The sequence below is a fragment of the Mesorhizobium sp. P3_A9 genome, from assembly GCF_056402975.1.
The window spans coordinates 1-21,028 of record NZ_JBFUGJ010000016.1; the positions used below are offsets into that span (position 1 = coordinate 1).

Consider the following 21,028-nt stretch of genomic DNA (forward strand, 5'->3'; position numbering starts at 1 on the left):
GGATTTATGTAGTAAGTAGCTAAGCCACGGCGCTCCAACGTGCGGTGGCTCACCAAATTTCGAATAACTTGGCTGAGGCGATCGTCGTTTCGGCCCTGAAGAATCTCTAAATCCTCTTCCGTCGGCTCCGTCCCTAGACGTAGTTTTTTGGCCAGTTCGACAGTCGGAATCCCCACCTCCGGATTCTCGGAATCCGCGAGTATTTTAAGGGCAGGTATTACTAAGTCGATTTCGCGCGTCCGCATTCCGTCTCTATATCTCGTTCGAATCCAGCCTCGAATCCATATATAATGATTCGAATCCATGGAATCAGCCGAATCTTAACCATCTTCATTCACCATTTTAGCGGGCGGGTGTCCGTCAATCATCAATCTATAATTTTGGCCGCCGATTAGCTTCTGCAGGGCAATTTTTGCAGCAGGTGGGCGTAGTGAGGATGGCGACAGGAGACTCGAGCTAGCTGCGGCTCTGCGCCAACGATTTCACTTAATCCAAAGCAACGAGCCACTGGATTCGGGCATATTGTGGAGCACTTCGCTGTGGTGTGCGACTCGCGTATGGTGAGGTGTATCGGAGGCAAGCATGCCCTGTAACGGTCGGAACCATCAACCTAGTTGCACATGCGGCTTTAGCGGTGGGCGACATTCGCGATCACACACATTCCGATGGAAAGGATGGAAGCGCGCCTCTATCCGTAGTTACAGCAACGGACCGTGGTCCAAATGCCCCGAGTGTCAAATTGGCGTCTATTACATTTCTGGACCGCGGGGCGGGGGTGCCTTTTTTGACTGCCTTGGTCCACCATGGACTTTACACCCTTGCACCAACAAAAGGCTCGTATATTCGCCTTTCGGCCGTACTGGCCGGCCAAAGTTAAGGGTGCTCAAAACCGTACTAGAGGAGAACGGTTTCCTTCCGCTAATCGTGAGAAGAGTCGAGAGGATCAACGGCGGCTCTATTTTGCATGGTGTGATGTGGGACACACCTACCGCGCTTCACCTCGGAACAATGGAAATCCTAGACCTTGATACAAATAGGCCTGTGTATGTCCGTCGAGACGACTCGGGCTGGGCAAAAGTCAGTCACTTCCCAATGGATAGCCTAGAGCCAATCAATATCTGGATGAGAGACGATACGTTGGGGCCATTGGATCTACTCATGAACCCTCCGCATAAAACGGACAGCGGTCGGTAGCAGCCACTGGCGTACAGAGTGCGAGCGGCGGCAAGGTCATCGCACTACCGAAACCCCGGGGTGTGGCCCGCTGCCTCCGGCAGCTCCCCCGCTTTCGAAGCCTGCCATCGATCCACCGGATCGACGATTTGGCGCGCTCTGCGCGCGCCAACCGGCTTCTCAATCCCCCATCTTCAACGCCTGGATAAACGCCTCCTGCGGGATATCCACCTTGCCGAACTGCCGCATCCGCTTCTTGCCTTCTTTCTGCTTGTCGAGCAGCTTGCGTTTGCGTGAGACGTCGCCGCCGTAGCATTTGGCGGTCACGTCCTTGCGCAGCGCCGAGATGGTTTCGCGGGCGATGACCTTGCCGCCGATCGCGGCCTGGACCGGGATCTTGAACAGATGGTTGGGGATCAGCTCCTTCAGCTTCTCGACCATCTGCCGGCCACGCTTTTCCGCCGCCGTGCGGTGCACCAGCATGGACAGCGCGTCGACCGGCTCCTCATTGACCAGGATCGACATCTTGACGAGGTCACCCTCCTTGTAGTCGGTCAGGTGATAGTCGAACGAGGCGTAGCCCTTGGAGATCGACTTCAGCCGGTCATAGAAATCGAAGACCACTTCGTTGAGCGGCAAATCGTAGGTCAGCATGGCGCGCTTGCCGACATAGGACAGGTCGGCCTGGATGCCGCGCCGGTCCTGGCAGAGCTTCAGGATGCCGCCGAGATAGTCGTCGGGGGTCAGGATGGTGGCGCGGATCCACGGCTCCTCGATCGACGCGATCTTCACCACGTCGGGCATGTCGGCCGGGTTATGCAGCTCCTTCTCCGTGCCGTCATTGAGCTGCAGCCGGTAGACGACGGAGGGTGCGGTGGCGATCAGGTCGAGGTTGAACTCGCGCTCCAGCCGCTCCTGGATGATTTCCAGATGAAGCAAGCCGAGGAAGCCGCAGCGATAGCCGAAGCCGAGCGCGGCACTGGTTTCCATTTCGTATGAGAAAGAAGCGTCGTTGAGGCGCAATTTGCCGACGGCGGCGCGCAGATCCTCGAAATCGGCGGCGTCGACCGGGAACAGGCCGCAGAACACCACCGGCTGCGCCGGCTTGAAGCCGGGCAAGGCCTTTGCCGTCTGGCGCCTGTCTTCGGTGATGGTGTCGCCGACGCGTGTGTCGGCCACTTCCTTGATCGAGCCGGTGAAGAAGCCGAACTCGCCGGGGCCGAGCTCGTCGACATTGATGCGGGCGGGCGTGAACACGCCGGTGCGCTCGACCAAATGTTTTGCGCCGGTGCCCATCATGCGGATGGTCTGGCCCTTCTTCAAAACGCCGTCGATGACGCGCACCAGCACGATGACGCCGAGATAGGCGTCGTACCAGCTATCGACCAGCATCGCCTTCAAGGGTGCGGTCGCATCGCCTTCGCGCGGCGGCGGCAATTGGTGGACGATGGCCTCCAGGACATCCGGAATGCCAAGCCCGGTCTTGGCCGAGATCAGCACGGCGTTGGACGCGTCGATGCCGATCACCTCCTCGACCTGCTCGCGGATGCGCTCGGGCTCGGCGGCCGGCAGGTCGACCTTGTTCAGCACCACGACGATCTCGTGGTTGTTGTCGATCGCCTGGTAGACATTGGCCAGCGTCTGCGCCTCGACGCCCTGCGAGGCGTCGACCACCAGCAGCGAGCCCTCGCAGGCGGCGAGCGARCGCGACACTTCATAGGCGAAGTCGACATGKCCGGGCGTGTCGATSAGGTTGAGGATATAGTCCTCGCCATTGTTGGCGCGGTATTTCAGCCGCACCGTCTGCGCCTTGATGGTGATGCCGCGCTCGCGCTCGATATCCATCGAGTCCAGCACCTGCTCCTTCATGTCGCGCAGCTCCAGCCCCCCGGTGGACTGGATCAGCCGGTCGGCGAGCGTGGATTTGCCATGGTCGATATGGGCGACAATGGAGAAATTGCGGATGTGGTCGAGGGGCGTGCTCATCCGCGCGCTTTAGCAGGGGCGGAAAGCTGCGGCAAGCGGCGGCCTCTGCCGACCATTTCGGCCGACCATTTCTGCCGAATTGCGGGAATATCGATAAAATTTAACCAAATGCATTAGAGCATAATTTCAGACCTGTATGTTAGCTCTGCAAGATATTGCGTTGAAAGGGCTGAAAATGCGGGGGATTGCAGTCAGGTTCGTGGAGTCGCGCAGCGGCTCGATAGTGCCATTGTTCTTTCTCATGCTGGTGCCGATTATATCCGCGGTCGGCTTCTCGGTCGACTATACCAGCGCCATCCAAACCCGGTCCAACCAGCAGCAGGCGCTGGATGCCGCGCTGCTGTCGATAACCAGCATGGACACCACCTCGACGCTGGCGCAGCGCCAGACGGCGCTGCAGGATTCCTTCGTCGCCAATGGTGGCCTGGGCACTGCGACGCTGAACAGTTTTGTGGCTGGTACCACCACGGCCGCCGCCACCGGCCAGGCCTCGGCAAATTTCCCCATGCCGACCATTTTCATGAAGATCGCCAGAATCGACTCCGTGCCGATTGCCGTCGCGGCGGCGGTCAGCAAGCCGCCGGCGCTGGTCAATGCGACCTTCAAGATCTCCAAGGTGTCGGGCTGGTGGAACAAGACGATGACGCTCTACGGCACCCAATTTACAGCGACGACGGCCAAGTCGCTGATGTCCATCGAGTACAGCTATAACGGTTTCGGGGATCCGAAGGGCTACGGCACCACGAACGTGTATACGATCACCAACAATGGTGGCGCGGACATCAAGACGCTCGTCCAGTCGCAAGTTTGCACCACCGCCATCGTGACCACTTTCACCGGCCTGCCCGCCAATGCGATCCTCCAGACCAGCGGCAACAAGAAATATTCGACAACCTGCGTCGACACCATGTATCCGGCCAACGGCGCCGGCGCGTCGATCGATGTCAGCCAGATGGGTGGCCTCTCTCTGCAGATGTACGTGCCATCGGGCAACCCGCAATACCTCAAATCGGACGATGCGAGCACCTCCAACCGACTCTATAGCGGGGTGGACGCGAACTCCCTGATCGAGACCACGACCGGGACGAAGGTCGACATCTTCTCCATCGTGCCTTGTGGCGTCACCAGCTACCAGGCCTGGGAGGACGGTGGCACAACGGTGCCGACTCCGTCTGCAAATGCCGACTTTTTCTACAACGTCACCGGCAAGTGCGACTTCAACAAGCGGCCCTCGGACACGGCGCTGACGCAGTAAGGCCGGAACTGCCGATCGCCCCCCTCGTCGCAGGGCAATCGCCTATGGCGATTTTGCGTCGCGCGGTCGCGCGGCCCGGGCAGCGCTTGCGGGGGCTGCCCCGGCGATCACAAAGCGGTGAACACCAGCCTGGCGGCCGAAGATGCTTAAACTTTGATCGATCCCATTAGACCTTGATTTGCCGGCTGGGTGGTACCTGCGCGGTGACTAATGTCTCCTGGGGGTAGAAAATGTTGAAGGTTGCAGGCCGGTTCGTCCGTTCGCGCAGCGGCTCGATGCTGCCGCTGTTTTTCCTGAGCCTGGTGCCGCTGATCACCGCTGTCGGCTTCTCCGTCGACTACACCGATGCCGTCCAGACCCGCTCCGACATGCAGGAAGCGCTGGATGCCGCGACGCTGGCCATCACCACGCTGCCGACGACCACGGCGCTGAGCGACCGCCAGGTAGCGCTGCAAACAAATTTTGTCGCCAACAACGGCCAGGGCACCGCGACGCTGGCGAGCTTCAACGTCGCCCCCGACGGCACCGTCACCGCCACCACCTCGGYCAGCTTTGCCATGCCGACCGATTTCATGACCATTGCCCGGATCAACACCGTGCCGGTCGCCGTCACGTCTGGCGTCAACAAGGCGCCGGGCCTGGTGCAGGCGACGTTCAAGGTCACCGGGGTGTCGGGCTGGTGGAGCAAGACGATGACGCTCTACGGGACGCAATTCGGTGCCACGGCGGCCAAGCCGCTGATGACGATCGCCTATACCTATGGCAACACCAAGGATCCCAAGGGCTACGGCACCACCATCGTCAGCACCATTACCGGTTCGGGCAGCCAGACCGTCACCACCATGGTCCAGAAACAGGTCTGCACCGTCGGCAACAACCCTCCCAACGGGGTGTCGCTTCAGCAGGATGCGTATGGCACGAGATATTACTGTGTCGACACGATGTATCCGGCCAACAGCGCCGGCGCGGCGATCGATGTCAGCCAGATGGGCGGTCTGTATCTGCAAATGAACGTGCCGTCGGGCAACCCGCAAAACCTCTATTCGAACGACGCGGCCACCTCCAACCGGCTCTACAGCGGAACAGCCGCCAACAGCCTGGTCGAGACCCCCACCGGGCAGATCGTCGACATCTTCACCATCGTGCCATGCGGCCAGACGAGCTATCAGGCATGGGAAGACGGCGGAACCACGGTGCCGGCGCCGTCCTCCAATGCCGACTTCTTCTACAACGTTACCGGCAAATGCGACTTCGACCAGCGCCCCTCGCTGACCGCGCTGACGCAGTAGGGTGATGCAGCCGATCTCCCCCCTCGTGGGGGAGATGGCCGTCGGCACGGCCTTCGCCTATCTCCGTAGCAAAGATGCGCACTCAATCTTGATGAGGCAGCGTATTGGCGGCCCGTATCGGCATGGCTTAGCGTGCGGTGCGTCAGCTCCTGGAGAAGAACGCGATGTCAGACCCCGTGCTGCGTGTGTCCATCTTGCGCTGCGATGCCACGAAGTTTGCGCTGTTGCGAGAGATGATGCTGGAGGCCGAGGCAGCGCTTCGGCCTGGCATCGAGGCCATGCCAGGGCTGCTCGTCTTCGACGCCGGCGCCGACGAGGCGACACTGTCGCTGATCAACACCAGTGTCTGGGACACGCTGGAGCATGCCAGGCAGCTCGATACCTTCCAGCCCATGCTGGATGCGGGAAAGCGATTTGTCGCCGAAGGCGCAAGGTTTGAGCGGCCGATCATGCACTACACCTCGCTGTGGCGTTTCGGACAACTCGCGTAGGCCACGATCACGAACCGGTGAGCGCTGTAACGAAGCGGCGAGTGGCAGCGAAGTGGGGGAATGACCGGCGCATCTGAGCGCCGTCCCACACGGAGCCAGCCGATGCCGAGATCGCCTTCCAGAAAATTCGTCGCATTGTCCAGCCTGGGTGCGCTGGCGCTCGCCGCCTCGCTCGGTGCCGCTGTCGCGCAGCCGCTCAGCGTCGTCGAGCTGTTCACCAGCCAGGGCTGCTCGTCTTGCCCGCCGGCCAACGCCAACCTGATCAAGGTCAAGGACCAGCCCGGCGTTCTGGCGCTGTCCTTCAACGTCACCTACTGGGATTATCTCGGCTGGAAGGACACRTTYGGCAAACAGGAATTCACCCAGCGCCAGGTTTCCTACGAGCCGCCGCTCGGCCATGACGGGCCGTTCACGCCGCAAGTCGTGGTCAACGGCCATGCCGATGTCGTCGGCGCCGCGCCCGGCGAAATCCAGCATCTGATCGCGGCGACGGCCAGGACCGGCGGCCCCTCGCTGTCGCTCCAGGGTGGCAAGGTCGCGATCGGCGCCGGTGCTGTGCCGGGCGGCAAGGCCGATGTCTGGCTGGTGCGCTACACCAAGGGCGTCGTCCAGGTGCCGGTGGCGCGCGGCGAAAACACCGGCCGCACGTTGCCGCACGCCAATGTCGTGCATGCGCTGACAAAACTCGGCAGCTGGACCGGCGACGCGACCGCCTATGCGCTGCCAGCCGCGTCCGGGGGCTTGAGCACCGCCGTGCTGGTGCAATCACCGGGCGGCGGGCCGATCCTGGCCGCCGCCACCAACTAGAAATCACGCTTCTGCAAGAGATTGCGCAACGCCGCATGGGCTGCGTCGCAAAATACCGGCGGCCAAGAAACCCGCCACCCCAATCGACAACCCAAGGAGACCACCATGACCATTCTTTCCCGCCTGACGCTGCCCGCACTCGCGCTTGCTTTGTGCTCGACGGCGCTGCTGGCCGGCGGCATCGCCCGCGCCGACGACGCCACCAATGCCATGAAGCCCGCCGCCAACGCCATGAAGCCGGCGGCCGACGCCATGAAACCGGCAAGCGATGCGATGAAGCCGGCGGACCCGATGGCCACCAATTCGATGAAGCCCGCCGCCGATGCCATGAAGCCAGCTGCGGATGCCATGAAGCCTGCTGCGGACGCCATGAAACCGGCGACCGATGCGATGAAGCCGGCAACGGATGCCACTGCACCGGCCAATTGAGATTGGCGCGTGGCCTTCTGTCCCTGGCGGGCTCCCTGTCCAGCCGGGGACAGTTGATGCAGCATCGCACGAATGTGAGGCTGCGCCGCAACTCGCGCATCGCGCCATCGTAGCTGATCCACTAGACTGATCCCAAATGGAAGCCATGAGGAGTGCAACCATGACCAATACCAAGAACCGTTCGACCGGCTTTGTCAGGGGCGCGCTGGCGGCGATGGCCCTTGCCGCCGCGGGCGCCGCCTTCTGGCTGACGCCGGCCGTCTCGGCGGAAGACGCCGTGGTCATCCCGCCGCCGGCGCTCGACGAAAAGGCAGCCTCGGGCAGCGAGACGGCGATCTTCGCCGGCGGCTGCTTCTGGGGCGTCCAGGGCGTGTTCCAGCACGTCAAGGGTGTCAGCCAGGCCGTTTCCGGCTACACCGGCGGTGCCAAGGATGACGCCGTCTACGAGACCGTCGGCACCGGCCGCACCGGCCATGCCGAATCCGTCGAGGTCACCTATGATCCCTCGAAGGTCACCTATGGCCAGTTGCTGCAGGTCTATTTCTCGGTCGCCCACAATCCGACGCAGCTCAACTACCAGGGTCCGGATTCGGGCACCCAGTACCGTTCGACGATCTTCGCCGAGAACGACGCGCAGAAGAAGATCGCGCAGAGCTATATCGGCCAGCTCGACAAGGCCAAGCTGTTTGGCGCGCCGATCGTCACCACAATCGAAACCGGAAAAACTTTCTACCCGGCCGAGAACTACCACCAGGACTTTTTGACGCTGAACCCGACCTATCCCTACATCGTCTACAACGACCTGCCCAAGGTGGCGAACCTGAAGCAGCTGTTCCCGGCGTTGTACAGCGACAAGCCGGTGCTGGTGCTTTCGGCCAGCAACTGATCTTTGCCGCTCGCTGGGGGGTGAGTGACCCCCGGGACTTGCCGTATCCGCCCGCCCCCGCCTGGGATGGGCTATGGATGCCGGCCAGTCCCGGGGCGAAGGCCGGCTACATGCCGCCGGCCTTCATCGCATCGCACGACACATCGGGATTCATGTCGGCGAACGTGCCGGTCGGGTTCTTCTTCCAGGCCCAGACATGCAGCTCATAGAAGGCGCCCAGGCCATATCGGTTGGGCGCGCTGTTGAAGTTGAACAGCTGCCCCTCGAGCGAGGCCGGGCCTTTCGAGGTGATGTACTCCACCGCCACCAGCTTCTGCGTGCCGTCCGCCATCGGCTCGTACATCACCGCTTCCGGCTTCGCCAGATCGACTGCATCGTCTTTCAGATAGGCCGCATTGACATAGTGGATGCCCATGGCGCCGCCGGTGATGCCGCTGGCGCAAGGGATCGGCGCATAGCCTTCCGCGGTGGCCATCGCCACATTCTCGAAACGGCTGTTGGCCGCCCGCACTTTCTCATCCAGCGTGCCGGTATCATGGGCATTCGCCGCCGTGGCCGCGATCGACAGGATCGACAGATTGATGAGATGTCTGGTCCACAGATGGATGTTCATTTTCTCTCCTCGTTGTTGATGCGCGGAAGCAGCCGCTCCCGCTGCGAAGTCGATGGCTGTCAGTCGAACCGGGTGAAGTCCCAGTACTGCGGCAGCTCCTCGAGATCCGGCAGGCCGATGTCGCGTCTCAGATAGTCGTCCTGCGGAGGCAGCCGGCGCCGGCTCTTGCGCAATGGTGCGAACAGCAGCGAGGCAAGCCGCCGGAGAATCCGGCCCAGTAGCGGGCCTCGTCCGACTGGTCTCGAACCCGCCAACACCGCGCTGGACGCGTTGTCAGGCAAGCCGCCACCGCTGCGAAGGGCAGTTGCATGGTCATTGTCGGGATCAACGGTAAAAGTAAGGGTCAAGGACCCGCACCTCCGTGATCTTGTCGACCGGCAGCGCGTTCTTCTGGGCGGTGCTGCGGATCGCCTCGGGCGACGGCGCGTCATAGATGCAGAAGCTCTGCTTCTTGTCGGGCGAGACGAAGGACTGCACCCAGGTCACGCCTTTTTCGGCGTTGCGCATGATGACGCCGCCCAGCGCATCGGCGCCGGCATCGTTCATCGGCACGCTGAGGCCATTTGGAAATGTGCGTTCAACGACATAGCGAGGCATATCAGGTTTCCCTTTTGTGGTGATTCACGCTCGATTTGAGCGCGACGGGACATTGATCACGCTCGCAAAGGGCGCGCATCGGAACCTTTCCCTATATTTTGTGGGAAGATTCCCTATATTGGGGTCGTTATGTGGAGAATGGCACCGGAATGTGTGGAGGGTCACATTTCCGGGCAAGCGCCTTGGACAGTCGTGGCGGATGTCCGGCGCAGCGGTGAAACCGACCCCATTTGAGCGATGACGATGCTTCTGGAACGGCAGGCGCAGCTGGCGCAACTGGACGAACTTTTGGCTGAAGCCGGACGCGGACGCGGACGCGTTGCGGCGTTATCGGGCGAGGCCGGGGCCGGCAAGTCGGCGCTGGTCGAAGCCTTTACCAGCCGCGCCGGGCCAGATGCGCGCATCTTCCGCAGCGCTTGCGAGGACCTGTCGATACCCGACCCGCTCGGGCCTCTCTACGATCTGGCGCGCGAGGCGCAATGGGCGATGCCGCAGGCGGTCGACGCCCGGCAAGGTCGGCGGTTGCCGTTGTTTTCGGACGCGCTCGATGTGTTCGAGGCGAGGACCGGCGCAACGCTGCTGGTGATCGAGGACCTGCACTGGGCCGATGACGCGACGCTCGATTTCGTCCGCTTTCTCGGCCGCCGCATTGCCAGCACCCACATCCTGCTGCTTGTGACGGCGCGCACCGACCGCAGCGAGAGCCAGATGCGCATGCGCCGGGCGCTGGGCGAAATCCCGGCCGGCAGCATCGCCCGCATCGACGTGCCGCTGCTCAGCGAAGCAGCGGTGCTGTCGCTCGCCGCCGGCGCCGGCCGTGACGGCGATGCCATCTACCGGGCGACCGCCGGCAACGCCTTCTTCGTCACCGAATTGCTGAGCGCCGAGAATGAAACGGCACTGCCAGCCAGCGTGCGCGACGCCGTTTTGGCGCGCGCCGAACGCCTGTCTGAGGGCGCCCGTTCGATGCTTGACGCAGTGTCGGTGTTTCCAAGGCGCGCCGACGCCTGGGCCTTGCAGGGCCTGTGCGGCGTGGCCGCCGCCGGCCAGCTCGCCGAATGTGTCTCGAATGGCCTGCTCGACGATCTCGGCGACGGCTACGCCTTCCGCCACGAAATAGCCCGCCGCGCCATCGAGACGATGCTGACGACGAGCCAGCGGCGCGAGTTCAACCAGCGCGCCCTTTCCGCGCTGCTCGAGAACGGGTCCGTTGCGACGGCGCGCCTGGTCCACCACGCCGTGGAGGCAAACAATCTGCAGGCGGTGCGTGAATTCGCGCCGATCGCGGCGCGGGAGGCCTCGCGTGTCGGCGCCCATCGCGACGCCGCCGGCTACTATGAGGTGGCCTTGCGCCAGGCCGATACCTTGCCTGAGGAAGAGCGCGCCGAGCTTTACGAGCACTATGCCTTCGAGTGCCATTTGATTGCGCGCATCGACGAGGCCATCAAGGCACAGGAACAGGCGCGTGTCTTGCGACAGGCGCTTGGCAACACGCTGAAGGAAGGCGACAGCCTCAGATGGCTGTCACGCTTCGCCTATCTCTTAGGCGACCGAGAGGCGGCCGACATGTTCGGCGCCCAGGCGGTCGCGTTGCTGGAGACCGTGCCGGTCAGTGCCGAGCTTGCCATGGCCTATTCGAACCTTTCGCAACTGGCGATGCTGGCCGAAAGGCTGGACGAGACCTTGTCGCTGGGCGCCAGGGCCATCGAGCTCGCCGAACGGTTGAACAGGCCGGAAGTCGTTTGCCATGCGCTCAACAATGTCGGCGCCGCCGAGCAGTGGCTCGACCTGGACTCGAGCCGTCTGCATCTTGCCCGCAGCCTCGAAATCGCGCTGCAAGAGAATTTCCAGGAACATGCGGCCCGCGCGTTCACCAATTGCGCTTGTGGCGAAATGAACCAGCTGGGCTACAGCCAGGCCCAATCCTTCCTCGATCGCGGCATCGACTATTGCGTCGAGAACGATCTGGCGACCTGGCGCGATTACATGCGTGGTGTACGGGCACAGTTGCTGCTGCGTCAGGGATGCTGGGATGAGGCGGCTGCCGAGGCACTGGATGTGATTGCCAACGACCGGGCGACCGCCCTGGTGCGCTATCCCTCTCTGGTGGCACTGTCGAGGCTAAGGGTCCGTCGCGGCGACCCATCGGCAGAGCCGCTTCTGGCCGAGATGAAGCAATTTCTGGAAAAGGGAGCCGAGCTGCAGCGCCTGTCGCCCTATGCGGCGGTGATTGCCGAACAGGCCTGGCTCGGCGAGGCGGACAGGGACGAGGCGCTGCGGCTGATCGGCCTTGCCGAGAGCCTGTCGCCGACGCGCGCGGTCTTCGCCGAGCTGGCCTGCTGGCTGCTGCTGCTGGCACCCGATGCCGATCCGGGCGACACCACAGGCATGGCCGCGCCCTACCGGATGCTGATGGCCGGAGACTGGCGGGGCGCTGCCATGGTCTGGGCGGAACTCGACGCCCCTTACGAACGCGCGCTGGCGCTCGCCCAGGGCGACGAGGCCGCGCAGCGGGAGGCGCTGGAGATTCTCGAGGCGCTCGGCGCCCGTCCGGTCGCAAACCATGTGCGTGAGCTCATGCGGCAGAACGGCGTCATTCGCATTGCCAGGGGCCCGCGCCGCACCACCCGCGCCAACAGCGCCGGCCTGACCCAGCGCCAGATGGAAGTGCTGCAGCTGATCGAGCGCGGCCTGTCCAACAAGCGTATCGCCGACCACCTCGCCATTTCGCCGAAGACCGTCGATCACCATGTCTCGGCGGTCCTGGGCAAGCTGGATGCGGTCTCGCGAGGAGAGGCCACAGCCGCCGCGCGCGATTCCGGATTGATCTGAAACCGCGGCGGATCAGTCGTAAGTCAGGTCCGTCGCCTTCCCGCCAAACACCCGGTAGGCATAGAAGGAGTAGAAGATGATGACCGGCAGCACGACGACAGTGCCGACCAGGATGATGGCCAGGCTTTCGGTCGCCGACGCCGCCTGCCAGATGGTCAATTTGTCCGGCACCACGAACGGGTAGAACGACCAGGCGAGACCGGCAAAGCCGAGCGTGAAGATGGCGGCCAGCGTCAGGAACGGCGTCAGCGCATGGCGGTCGTCGGGCTTCGGCAGATGGAAGGTCTGCCGCCACAGCCACAGGAACAGCAGCGCCGASAGGATCGGCAGYGGCGACAGATAGAGCATCTGCGGCCAGACGAACCATTTGKCGAAGATRCGYGGGCTGGCGAAGGGCGTCGCCAGCGACACCGCCGCCATGCCGAAAGCGGTCAGCACCAGTGCGGTGCGCAGCCAGAGCACGGCCTTCTTCTGCAACTCACCTTCGGTCTTGTAGATCACCCAGGCGGCGCCCATCGCTGCGTAGGCCGCGGCCAGGCAGAATGCCACCAGCGCGCCGAACGCCATGCCGCCAAAGCCGACATCGAGGCCAAGCACATAGACGCCCAGCATATAGCCCTGCGCCAGCGAGGCGATGACCGAACCCATGAAGAAGATGCGGTTCCAGCGATGCTTCTTGCCACTCGGCACCTTGGCGCGGAAATCGAAGGCGACGCCACGCAGGATCAGCCCGACCAGCAGCACGAAGACGGGAATGTAGAGCGCGGTCAGGATGACGCCATGCGCCAGGGGAAAAGCGACCAGCAGCAGGCCGACAGCCAGCACCAGCCAAGTCTCGTTGGCATCCCAGAACGGACCGATCGCCGCGATCATCGTGTCCTGCTCGGCGTCTTCTGCAGCGGCGAACAGGATGCCGATGCCAAGATCGAAACCGTCGAGGATGACATAGATCAGGATGGCAAGGCCCATCAGACCGGCGAAGATCAGGGGGAGCAGGGTTGGCCAGTCGAAAGTCATGTCACTCTCCTGCGGCCGGTTGCGACATGGCCGTCTTCATCACACCCGGCAGCGGTGAGGTGTCGCCATCTTTCGCCGCCTTCAGCGCCAGATGCACCAGCACGCCGAGATAGGCGATCAGCAACAGCACGTAGAGAATGAGATAGATGGCGAGCGTCAGCGCGACATGGCTGCCCGCCACCGGGCCGACGGCGTCGGCGGTTTTCAGCACGCCCGTCACCAGCCAGGGCTGGCGGCCGATCTCGGTCGTGTACCAGCCGGCCAACGTCGCCAGCCAGCCCGACAGCGCCATCGGCACCATCAGCATGGCGAGCGGCTTCGGCAGGCTATGCCGGCGCTTGAGGAAGAAGGCCGCCGACCACGAAACGGCGAGCATCAGCAGCCCGGTGCCGACCATGATGCGGAAGCTCCAGAACAGCGGGAAGACCGGCGGATGGTTGCCTGGAAAATCGTTCAGCCCCGGCACCACACCGCTGGTCGAGTGCCGCAGCACCAGGCTGGCACCGTCGGGAATGGCGATCTCGAACCTGTTCTCCTTCGCGGCTTCGTCGGGCAGCGCGAACAGCACCAGCGGCACGTTGGGGCCGGTGTTCCAGTTGGCCTCCATGGCAGCGATCTTCTGCGGCTGGTGCTCCAGCGTGTTCAGCCCGTGCTGGTCGCCGGCAAAGATCTGGATGGGAATAAGGACCGCTGCGGCGAAGACGCCGGTGCGCAGCGCCTTCCACATCGATTCCGAGCGGTCGCCGTTGAGATAACGCAGCGCCGACAGGCCTGATATGAGGAACGATACCGTCAGCCCGGAGGCGAGCAGCATGTGGACCAGCCGGTAGGGCATGGACGGGTTGAAAACGATCGCCCACCAGTCGACGGCATGCGCCACGCCATCGCGCATCTCGAAGCCGGCCGGTGTCTGCATCCAGGAATTCAGCGCGATGATCCAGAAGGCGGACAGCGTGGTGCCGCCGGCCACCAGCACCGTCGCCAGCGTGTGCACGCGGTTGGAGACGCGGCGGAAGCCGAACAGCATGATGCCGAGGAAGGCCGCTTCGAGGAAGAAGGCGGTGAGGATCTCGTAGGCCAGCAGCGGCCCGGCGATGTTGCCGACCTTTTCCATATAGCCCGGCCAGTTGGTGCCGAACTGGAAGCTCATGGTGACGCCGGAAACCACGCCCATGGCGAAGGACAGCGCAAACACCTTCACCCAGGTGAAATAGGCGCGCATCCAGGCGGAATCATTGGTCGCGTTGTAGCGCAGCTTGAAGAACAGCAGCACCCAGCCAAGTGCAATGGTGATCGTCGGAAACAGAATATGAAACGAAATATTCGCGCCGAACTGGATGCGCGACAATATGAGCGGGTCCATGGCGGGCTCCGGCTGCTGCAAGTACTCGGGAACGATAGGCCCGAAGCCGGTTCAGGTCAAAGCGGCGTCCTGCCGCGAGGCTGAACGCCACAGGACAATTTTACCGGTCCATGCCGCGCTTAAGGACTGGTCTCCGGCACAGCGCCAAGCGCATCCGCGAATTTGCGCATCAGGCGCACCAGCTCTTCGATGTCATGCGCCTCCCAGGTTTCGAAAATGGCGCGGCCGATCTTTTCGCGCGCTGCGTCGACGAGGTCGGTCATCGCCTTGCCCTTCGGGCTGATCACGGCCTCGCGCACGCGCCGGTCGGCGGCGCTGGCCTGGCGCTGCACGAGGCCGAGGCTTTCCAGCTTGGCGACCTGGCGGCTGACGGTCGTGTAGTCACGCCCGACACGGTCGGCCATCTCGACGACGCCGATCGGCCCGAAACGCTCGATGCCGACAAGCAGCGGGAACAGCGCCCGGTCGAGCGGAATGCCGGCCGCCTTGATCAGCAGCTCGTCGCGCTGCGGCCGGTTCATCACGCCGACAATATCGAGCACCGCCCCATGTATCTGCCGCAGCTGATCGGAGATATGTGTATTTTGCACGGTTTTTGTTGACGGCATGCCGAAACTCCTTATATGTGCATTATACACATAATCTGGAAGCCAGAAAGGCAAACCATCATGAAAGCCGCGATTGTTTCGAGCGCCGGGCAGGCGCCCATCTACGGTGATTTCTCCGAATCGGTGCCGGCGGTGGGCGAAAGCCGCGTCACGGTCACCGCCGCCGCCATCAGCCATGTCGTCAAGAGCCGCGCCTCGGGCGCGCATTATAGCTCGTCCGGCCGGTTCCCCTTCGTCGTCGGCATCGATGGCGTTGGCCGGCTCGAGGACGGCAGCAAGGTCTATTTCGCGCTGCCCAGGGCGCCCAACGGCAGCATGGCGGAGTGGACCGTCGTGCCCGAGGCGCATTGCGTGGCACTGCCCGACGGGCTGGACGATATCACCGCCGCCGCCATCGCCAATCCCGGCATGTCGTCATGGGCTGCCTTCACCGAGCGGGCGAAGCTGAAGCCGGGAGAAACCGTGCTGGTCAACGGCGCCACCGGCACGGCAGGTCGCCTCGCCGTCCAGATCGCCAGGCATCTCGGCGCCAAGAAAATCATCGCCACCGCCCGCAACGCAGCCGCACTCGATGCGGTCGCGGCGCTCGGCGCGGATGTGACGATACCGCTCGTCGAGGACGGGGCGGCTCTTGAGGAAATTTTCAAGCGGCAGTTCAAGGAGGGCGTGGATGTCGTCATCGACTATCTCTGGGGCAACAGCGCCGAACGCCTGCTGGTCGCCGCCGCCAAGGCCAGCCCTGATGCGGTACCGGTCCGCTTCGTCCAGATCAGCGCCGTCAGTGGCTCCGACATCACCTTGCCGAGCGCGGTTCTGCGCTCATCCGCGATTGCCCTGATGGGCAGCGGTATCGGCAGCGTGCCGCTCGACCGCTTCATCGCCTGCACCGGCGATCTGCTACGCGCCGTGGTGCCGGCCGGCCTTCAAATCGCCACCACGCCGGTTCCGCTGGCCGATGTCGGACAGGCATGGGCCAAGGATGACAGCACAAGGCGCACCGTGTTCACGCTGGGCTGAAGCAAACGGGTCTCTGTCCGAAACTGCATCGCGGCACGCCCGATCCTCAGAACTCGCGGCCTTCGCTGCAGCGGCATTGGTGATGGCACTGCAATGATCGTCCCGCACTGGCTGTCCAGAACTGTCAGCAGCACCATCGACTTGCGGTTGCACGCACCGACATTCGGCCTATATCAGGGGACCTCTTTCAGGCAGCCGTTTTCAGCCCATGCCCTCCATTCTGTCCATTTCCGGGGTCTCCAAGACCTACGCCACTGGTTTCACCGCGCTCAAGGAAGTCAGTCTCGACATCCAGCGCGGCGAGATTTTCGCGCTGCTTGGGCCCAATGGCGCCGGCAAGACGACGCTGATCTCGATCGTCTGCGGCATCGTCAACCGCTCGACCGGCACCRTCACCGTCGACGGCCACGACATCAACAAGGACTACCGCGCCGCGCGCAGCCTGATCGGCCTGGTGCCGCAGGAACTGACCATCGACGCCTTCGAGAGCGTCTGGGCAACCGTTAGCTACAGCCGCGGCCTGTTCGGCAAACCGGCCAACCCTGCCTTTGTCGAGAAGGTGCTGAGGGATCTCTCGCTATGGGACAAGAAGGACGCCAAGGCGATCACGCTGTCGGGCGGTATGAAACGCAGGTTGATGATCGCCAAGGCGCTGTCGCATGAGCCGCGCATCCTGTTCCTCGACGAGCCGACCGCCGGCGTCGACGTCGAGCTACGCCAGGACATGTGGGAGATGGTGCGCCGGCTGCGCGAGGATGGCGTCACTATCATCCTCACCACCCATTATATCGAGGAGGCCGAGGCGATGGCCGACCGCGTCGGCGTCATCAACCGCGGCGAGATCATCCTGGTCGAGAACAAGGCCGAACTGATGCGCAAGCTCGGCCGCAAGCGGCTGGTGCTGGAACTGCGCAACCCGCTGACCGCCATTCCGGAGGCCTTTTCGCGCTATGCGCTGGAGCTGTCGCCGGATGGCGGGCAACTGATCTACACCTATGACAACCAGGCCGAGCGGCCGGGCGTCGCCTCGCTGATCCGCGACCTCGAGGCCGGCGGCATCCAGTTCCGCGACATCGACACGCAAAACAGCTCGCTCGAGGAGATCTTCGTCAATCTGGTGAGGAGAGAGCCATGAACCTGCGCGCGGTCTGGGCCATCTACCGGATGGAAATGGCACGTGCTTTCCGCACCGTGCTGCAGAGCATCGTCTCGCCGGTSATYTCGACATCGCTSTAYTTCGTCGTCTTCGGCTCGGCCATCGGCTCGCGCATCACCGAGATCGACGGCATCAGCTACGGCGCCTTCATCGTGCCGGGGCTGATCATGCTGTCGCTGTTGACGCAGTCGATCTCCAATGCCTCCTTCGCCATCTACTTCCCGAAATTCGTCGGCTCGATCTACGAATTGCTGTCGGCGCCGGTGTCCTACCTGGAGATCGTCATCGCCTATGTCGGCGGCGCCGCCACCAAATCGATCATCCTCGGCCTGATCATCCTCGCCACCGCMTCGCTGTTCGTGCCGCTCRCCATCCTGCATCCGTTCTGGATGCTCGCCTTCCTGGTGCTGACGGCGGTGACCTTCAGCYTGTTCGGCTTCATCATCGGCATCTGGGCGAAAAGYTTCGARCAGYTGCARCTGGTGCCGCTGYTGATCATCACGCCGCTGACYTTCCTCGGCGGCAGCTTCTATTCGATCAACATGCTGCCCGGCATCTGGAAGACGATCACGCTGTTCAATCCGGTAGTGTACCTGATCAGCGGCTTCCGCTGGAGCTTTTACGGCAAGTCCGACGTCTCGGTCGGCATCAGCCTCGGCATGACGCTGGTGTTCCTGGCCGTCTGCATCGCGATCGTCGCCTGGATCTTCAAGACCGGCTACCGGCTGCGGAACTGACGCGGCAAAGGCGCCCTGAGACGCCGCCGAGATCTGTAGAGATTCAGGTCAGGCCGGCCTCACCTGAATATCGGCAGATCTAGATGGCCTTGACCAGCCGCAGCAGCCCCAGCATCTCGATATAGGTCCCCTCGCGGAAGGCGATATAGACCGGCTCCTCCATACCGTGGAAGCGGCGCTTGAATGCCGCCTGGCCCTGCAGGTTGAACCGGCGGCGGTTGACCCATGGCGAAGAGTAGGCGCGCTGGAAGACGTTGCGCCAGAAATCGCTTTCGGCAAATCCGCTCGGGTCGACGTCGACGAGCGGTGACAGGCCAAGCGTGACCACCTCCATGCCCTCCTCGCGAAACCGGTCGACGGCGAATTTGGTCAGCCCGATCTCGGCGTGCGGCGAAGCATCTATATGCTTGCGCTTGAAGGCGGTGGTGTAACCGATGACCTTGCCGTCGCGGAACAGCGGATCGAAATCGAGCAGGGCGATCAGCTCGCCATCGGGTCCATGCAGGACGAAGCGGCGCATGTCGGTGCCGAGGTGATCGTTGAAGGGGCGGTTGAGGAAGCCCATCTCCCAGCGCTTGACGATGCGGTCGCCGCGCCAGTTTTCGGACAGCCGGGCGATTTCGTCGAGGAACACCGTCCGCTTGTCTTCCTCGAACGAAAAGCCCTTCTTCGAGAGCCAGCGCTCGGAATAGCGCACGGTCTCGTTGCGCTTGCCGGAAAAATCATGCTCGGGCAGGACGAGCCTTGTGTCGATGCCCAGCCGGTTGACCTTGTAGCCGAGCCCGGCCAGCACGCGCGCGGTCTCCTCGCCGATCTGCACGAACCATGGGTCGCCGGCGGTCTCGACGAAGCGTCTGATGTAGTCGGCCCGCCGGGCCGGCGCCGCCACCGGGTCGCCGAGAGCGAAGTGATGCTTCATCTTGGTGCCGAAGGCGATGTAGCCGTCGGCGTCGCCAAAATAGGAAAGCTTGGCTTGCACCGCGGTGGAATAGGCGAGCGAGAAATCGCCATGGCGGCGGACAAGCGCCAGCCGTTCGACATGTGTCAGCGCAAGGCGCTCGACCTTGGGCGAGGCGCCCTCGAGGATGTTGTCGAAATAGATCCGCAAGGAGGGCATGGTCGAGATTCCGCGTGCCGTCTGTGGCGCGACGTGTCTTTCGACACGCTGGACGCGCCACGGCGTCCTGTTTTTTCGTAGGAAGCCAAAATCGCTGCGATTTCGAATTCCTGCGTGGGTAACGAGATCCGCCAGCCCCCGGAGCTCGAATCAATCACATTGCCGCGACCTGATTATCGCCGATGCCGCGGATATGCCATATAGGGCTGCATGGTTTCGGACAGAAGCGGGCATCCCGCTTCATGTCGTTGTTTTGGCCGCATTTTTGCGATGGAAGTTGTTTCCGCTTGGCGGCGCAATGCTCTGGAGCGCAAGCGCGGCCCGGCGCGGGGCCTCGGCAATGGGTACCGATCCGCTGCATGGGTTTGCGCGCGATCAAACGGTTACAGCGTCCTGCAAACCTTGTCGGGATGCCGTGGCGGTTGAATGGGTTTTGAGAGTGAATGACTGATACGACGACCAGACCGATGGTGGAGCAGTTGGTGGCGATCGAGCCGGCGATCGTCATTGGCGCCGGTGCTGCGGGACTGGCCGCCGCGCAGGCTTTGATGAAGGCCGGCGTGCCGGCGTCGATCCTGGAAAAGGAGAGCCGGCTGGCCGAGCCCTGGCATCGGCGGCACCAGCAACTGCATCTCAACACCCATCGCGATCTCTCGGCACTGCCTGGCCTTTCCTATCCCGGCGATACGCCAGCCTTTCCACCCAAGAGCGTCGTTATCCGCCATATGAACGATTTCCGGGACGCGAACCGGCTGCCGGTGGAGTTTGGCGTCGCCGTCGAGACCATCGTGTTCAGGGGCGACCACTGGGCCGTGCGCACCAGCACCGGCTCACGCCTGGCGCGTCATGTCGTCGTCGCCACCGGCCGCGACAAGGAGCCGTTCACGCCGCAATGGAAGGGCGCGGAGGCCTTCGCGGGCCGGATCATCCATTCGGCGGATTTCGGCGACGCCAGGTCCTATGCCGGCAAGAAGGTGCTGGTTGTCGGCGCCGGCAATTCGGGCTTTGACGCCCTCAATCACCTGGCTGGCGTGGATGTGGCGGCTCTCTGGCTGTCGGCCCGCAACGGCCCCGCCATTCTGCCCAAGCGGATCGGCAAGATCGCCGTGCACCGGCTCTCGCCGCTGATGGCGCGCCTGCCGCTGCGCGTCGCCGATGCGGCGATCGCCGCGACGCAGCGCCTGGTTTTCGGCGATCTGACCAAATTCGGCATGCCGCCCGCGCCGTCGGGCGGCGCCAGCCGCCTGACCTCCGACTACACCGCGATTGCCGCGGACGATGGCGCCGTCGACGCCATCAAATCGGGCAAGATCACCGTCGTGCCGGCGATACGCGAGTTCAGCCGCGACGGCGTGATCCTGGCCAATGGCAGCCTGATCGATCCCGATATCGTCATTGCCGCGACCGGCTACCGCACCGGGCTGGAGCGCATGGTCGGCAGTCTCGGCGTCCTCGACAGCAAGGGCGTCCCGCTCTTCAATGGCGGCGACGCCGATCCGAAACTGCCCGGCCTGTGGTTCACTGGTATGCGGCCGAGCATTCGCGGCTGCTTTGCCAATGCCGGCATATTGGGCAAGGCGATCGCCAGGCGGATCGCCGGTGCGTCCCTGCCCTCGGGTGACTCACGCTGATTTGACTGGAGGCGGCTTTGACTC

Annotated in this window: 20 protein-coding genes; 11 read left to right on the forward strand and 9 right to left on the reverse strand. The window is 63.3% G+C overall.

Annotated features, from left to right (window positions below; translation table 11 throughout):
• The coding region (locus tag AC1DX0_RS04950) for a hypothetical protein (RefSeq protein WP_477354449.1) at positions 1-245 on the reverse strand (245 nt) is incomplete at its 3' end.
• 1,108 nt (positions 246-1,353) lie between these two features.
• Positions 1,354-3,159, reverse strand: coding sequence for a translation elongation factor 4 (gene lepA / locus AC1DX0_RS04955; protein ID WP_477219078.1), 1,806 nt, complete (start codon positions 3,157-3,159; stop codon positions 1,354-1,356).
• Between the two features lie 175 nt (positions 3,160-3,334).
• Between lepA and AC1DX0_RS04960 the strand changes: the two genes are divergently transcribed.
• The 6 genes from AC1DX0_RS04960 (at position 3,335) to msrA (ending at position 8,316) form a co-directional block, all read left to right on the forward strand.
• Positions 3,335-4,414, forward strand: coding sequence for a TadE/TadG family type IV pilus assembly protein (locus tag AC1DX0_RS04960; RefSeq protein ID WP_477219077.1), 1,080 nt, complete (start codon positions 3,335-3,337; stop codon positions 4,412-4,414).
• 230 nt (positions 4,415-4,644) lie between these two features.
• Positions 4,645-5,703: a TadE/TadG family type IV pilus assembly protein gene (locus AC1DX0_RS04965; protein WP_477354452.1), complete on the forward strand. Its 1,059-nt coding sequence runs from the start codon at positions 4,645-4,647 to the stop codon at positions 5,701-5,703.
• 164 nt (positions 5,704-5,867) lie between these two features.
• A complete protein-coding gene (locus tag AC1DX0_RS04970) occupies positions 5,868-6,194 on the forward strand; it encodes a hypothetical protein (protein ID WP_477219075.1) in 327 nt (108 codons plus the stop codon).
• 102 nt (positions 6,195-6,296) lie between these two features.
• Positions 6,297-7,001 carry a DUF1223 domain-containing protein gene (locus tag AC1DX0_RS04975; RefSeq protein WP_477219074.1) on the forward strand — a complete coding sequence of 235 codons (705 nt, stop codon included), beginning with the start codon at positions 6,297-6,299 and terminating at the stop codon, positions 6,999-7,001.
• A gap of 105 nt (positions 7,002-7,106) precedes the next feature.
• Positions 7,107-7,430 (forward strand): hypothetical protein, encoded by a 324-nt coding sequence (locus AC1DX0_RS04980; RefSeq protein ID WP_477219073.1) that lies wholly within the window; start codon positions 7,107-7,109, stop codon positions 7,428-7,430.
• Positions 7,431-7,590: 160 nt separating this feature from the next.
• Complete coding sequence (gene msrA / locus AC1DX0_RS04985; protein WP_477219072.1) at positions 7,591-8,316, forward strand: peptide-methionine (S)-S-oxide reductase MsrA; 726 nt, start codon at positions 7,591-7,593, stop codon at positions 8,314-8,316.
• Between the two features lie 106 nt (positions 8,317-8,422).
• Here the strand turns inward: msrA and AC1DX0_RS04990 are convergent, their stop codons facing one another.
• Genes AC1DX0_RS04990 through AC1DX0_RS05000 form a run of 3 tightly spaced genes read right to left on the reverse strand, consistent with a single transcriptional unit; the run spans position 8,423 to position 9,526 of the window.
• Positions 8,423-8,929 (reverse strand): hypothetical protein, encoded by a 507-nt coding sequence (locus AC1DX0_RS04990; protein WP_477219071.1) that lies wholly within the window; start codon positions 8,927-8,929, stop codon positions 8,423-8,425.
• Between the two features lie 59 nt (positions 8,930-8,988).
• The gene (locus AC1DX0_RS04995; protein ID WP_477219070.1) at positions 8,989-9,276 is read right to left on the reverse strand and encodes a hypothetical protein; all 288 of its coding nucleotides are present in this window, start codon (positions 9,274-9,276) and stop codon (positions 8,989-8,991) included.
• A complete protein-coding gene (locus AC1DX0_RS05000; protein WP_095202994.1) occupies positions 9,254-9,526 on the reverse strand; it encodes a DUF4242 domain-containing protein in 273 nt (90 codons plus the stop codon). Before AC1DX0_RS05000 ends, AC1DX0_RS04995 begins: the two co-directional genes overlap by 23 nt.
• Positions 9,527-9,769: 243 nt before the next feature.
• Between AC1DX0_RS05000 and AC1DX0_RS05005 the strand changes: the two genes are divergently transcribed.
• Positions 9,770-12,358, forward strand: a complete 2,589-nt coding sequence (locus AC1DX0_RS05005) for an ATP-binding protein (RefSeq protein WP_477219118.1) — start codon at positions 9,770-9,772, stop codon at positions 12,356-12,358.
• Between the two features lie 12 nt (positions 12,359-12,370).
• Here the strand turns inward: AC1DX0_RS05005 and AC1DX0_RS05010 are convergent, their stop codons facing one another.
• The 3 genes from AC1DX0_RS05010 to AC1DX0_RS05020 all read right to left on the reverse strand — a co-directional run bounded on the left by AC1DX0_RS05010 (position 12,371) and on the right by AC1DX0_RS05020 (position 15,346).
• Entirely contained in the window at positions 12,371-13,375 is a 1,005-nt protein-coding gene (locus AC1DX0_RS05010; RefSeq protein ID WP_477354455.1) for a cytochrome d ubiquinol oxidase subunit II, read from the reverse strand.
• 1 nt (position 13,376) lies between these two features.
• Positions 13,377-14,738: a cytochrome ubiquinol oxidase subunit I gene (locus tag AC1DX0_RS05015; protein WP_477219068.1), complete on the reverse strand. Its 1,362-nt coding sequence runs from the start codon at positions 14,736-14,738 to the stop codon at positions 13,377-13,379.
• Between the two features lie 119 nt (positions 14,739-14,857).
• Complete coding sequence (locus AC1DX0_RS05020) at positions 14,858-15,346, reverse strand: MarR family winged helix-turn-helix transcriptional regulator (RefSeq protein WP_477219067.1); 489 nt, start codon at positions 15,344-15,346, stop codon at positions 14,858-14,860.
• A gap of 60 nt (positions 15,347-15,406) precedes the next feature.
• Here AC1DX0_RS05020 and AC1DX0_RS05025 point away from each other — a divergent pair, with 60 nt between their 5' ends.
• The 3 genes from AC1DX0_RS05025 to AC1DX0_RS05035 all read left to right on the forward strand — a co-directional run bounded on the left by AC1DX0_RS05025 (position 15,407) and on the right by AC1DX0_RS05035 (position 18,256).
• The gene (locus AC1DX0_RS05025) at positions 15,407-16,363 is read left to right on the forward strand and encodes a quinone oxidoreductase family protein (protein WP_477219066.1); all 957 of its coding nucleotides are present in this window, start codon (positions 15,407-15,409) and stop codon (positions 16,361-16,363) included.
• Between the two features lie 208 nt (positions 16,364-16,571).
• On the forward strand, positions 16,572-17,498 hold the full coding sequence (locus AC1DX0_RS05030; protein ID WP_477354458.1) for an ABC transporter ATP-binding protein: 927 nt from the start codon (positions 16,572-16,574) through the stop codon (positions 17,496-17,498).
• Positions 17,495-18,256 (forward strand): ABC transporter permease, encoded by a 762-nt coding sequence (locus AC1DX0_RS05035; protein ID WP_477354461.1) that lies wholly within the window; start codon positions 17,495-17,497, stop codon positions 18,254-18,256. The genes AC1DX0_RS05030 and AC1DX0_RS05035 overlap by 4 nt, the downstream gene beginning before the upstream one ends.
• Before the next feature lie 79 nt (positions 18,257-18,335).
• On the opposite strand, the gene AC1DX0_RS05040 is transcribed toward AC1DX0_RS05035, so the two are convergent.
• The gene (locus AC1DX0_RS05040; RefSeq protein WP_477219063.1) at positions 18,336-19,373 is read right to left on the reverse strand and encodes a phosphatidylglycerol lysyltransferase domain-containing protein; all 1,038 of its coding nucleotides are present in this window, start codon (positions 19,371-19,373) and stop codon (positions 18,336-18,338) included.
• Between the two features lie 443 nt (positions 19,374-19,816).
• Here AC1DX0_RS05040 and AC1DX0_RS05045 point away from each other — a divergent pair, with 443 nt between their 5' ends.
• The gene (locus AC1DX0_RS05045; RefSeq protein ID WP_477219062.1) at positions 19,817-21,004 is read left to right on the forward strand and encodes a flavin-containing monooxygenase; all 1,188 of its coding nucleotides are present in this window, start codon (positions 19,817-19,819) and stop codon (positions 21,002-21,004) included.
• The last annotated feature ends 24 nt before the right edge of the window (positions 21,005-21,028 follow it).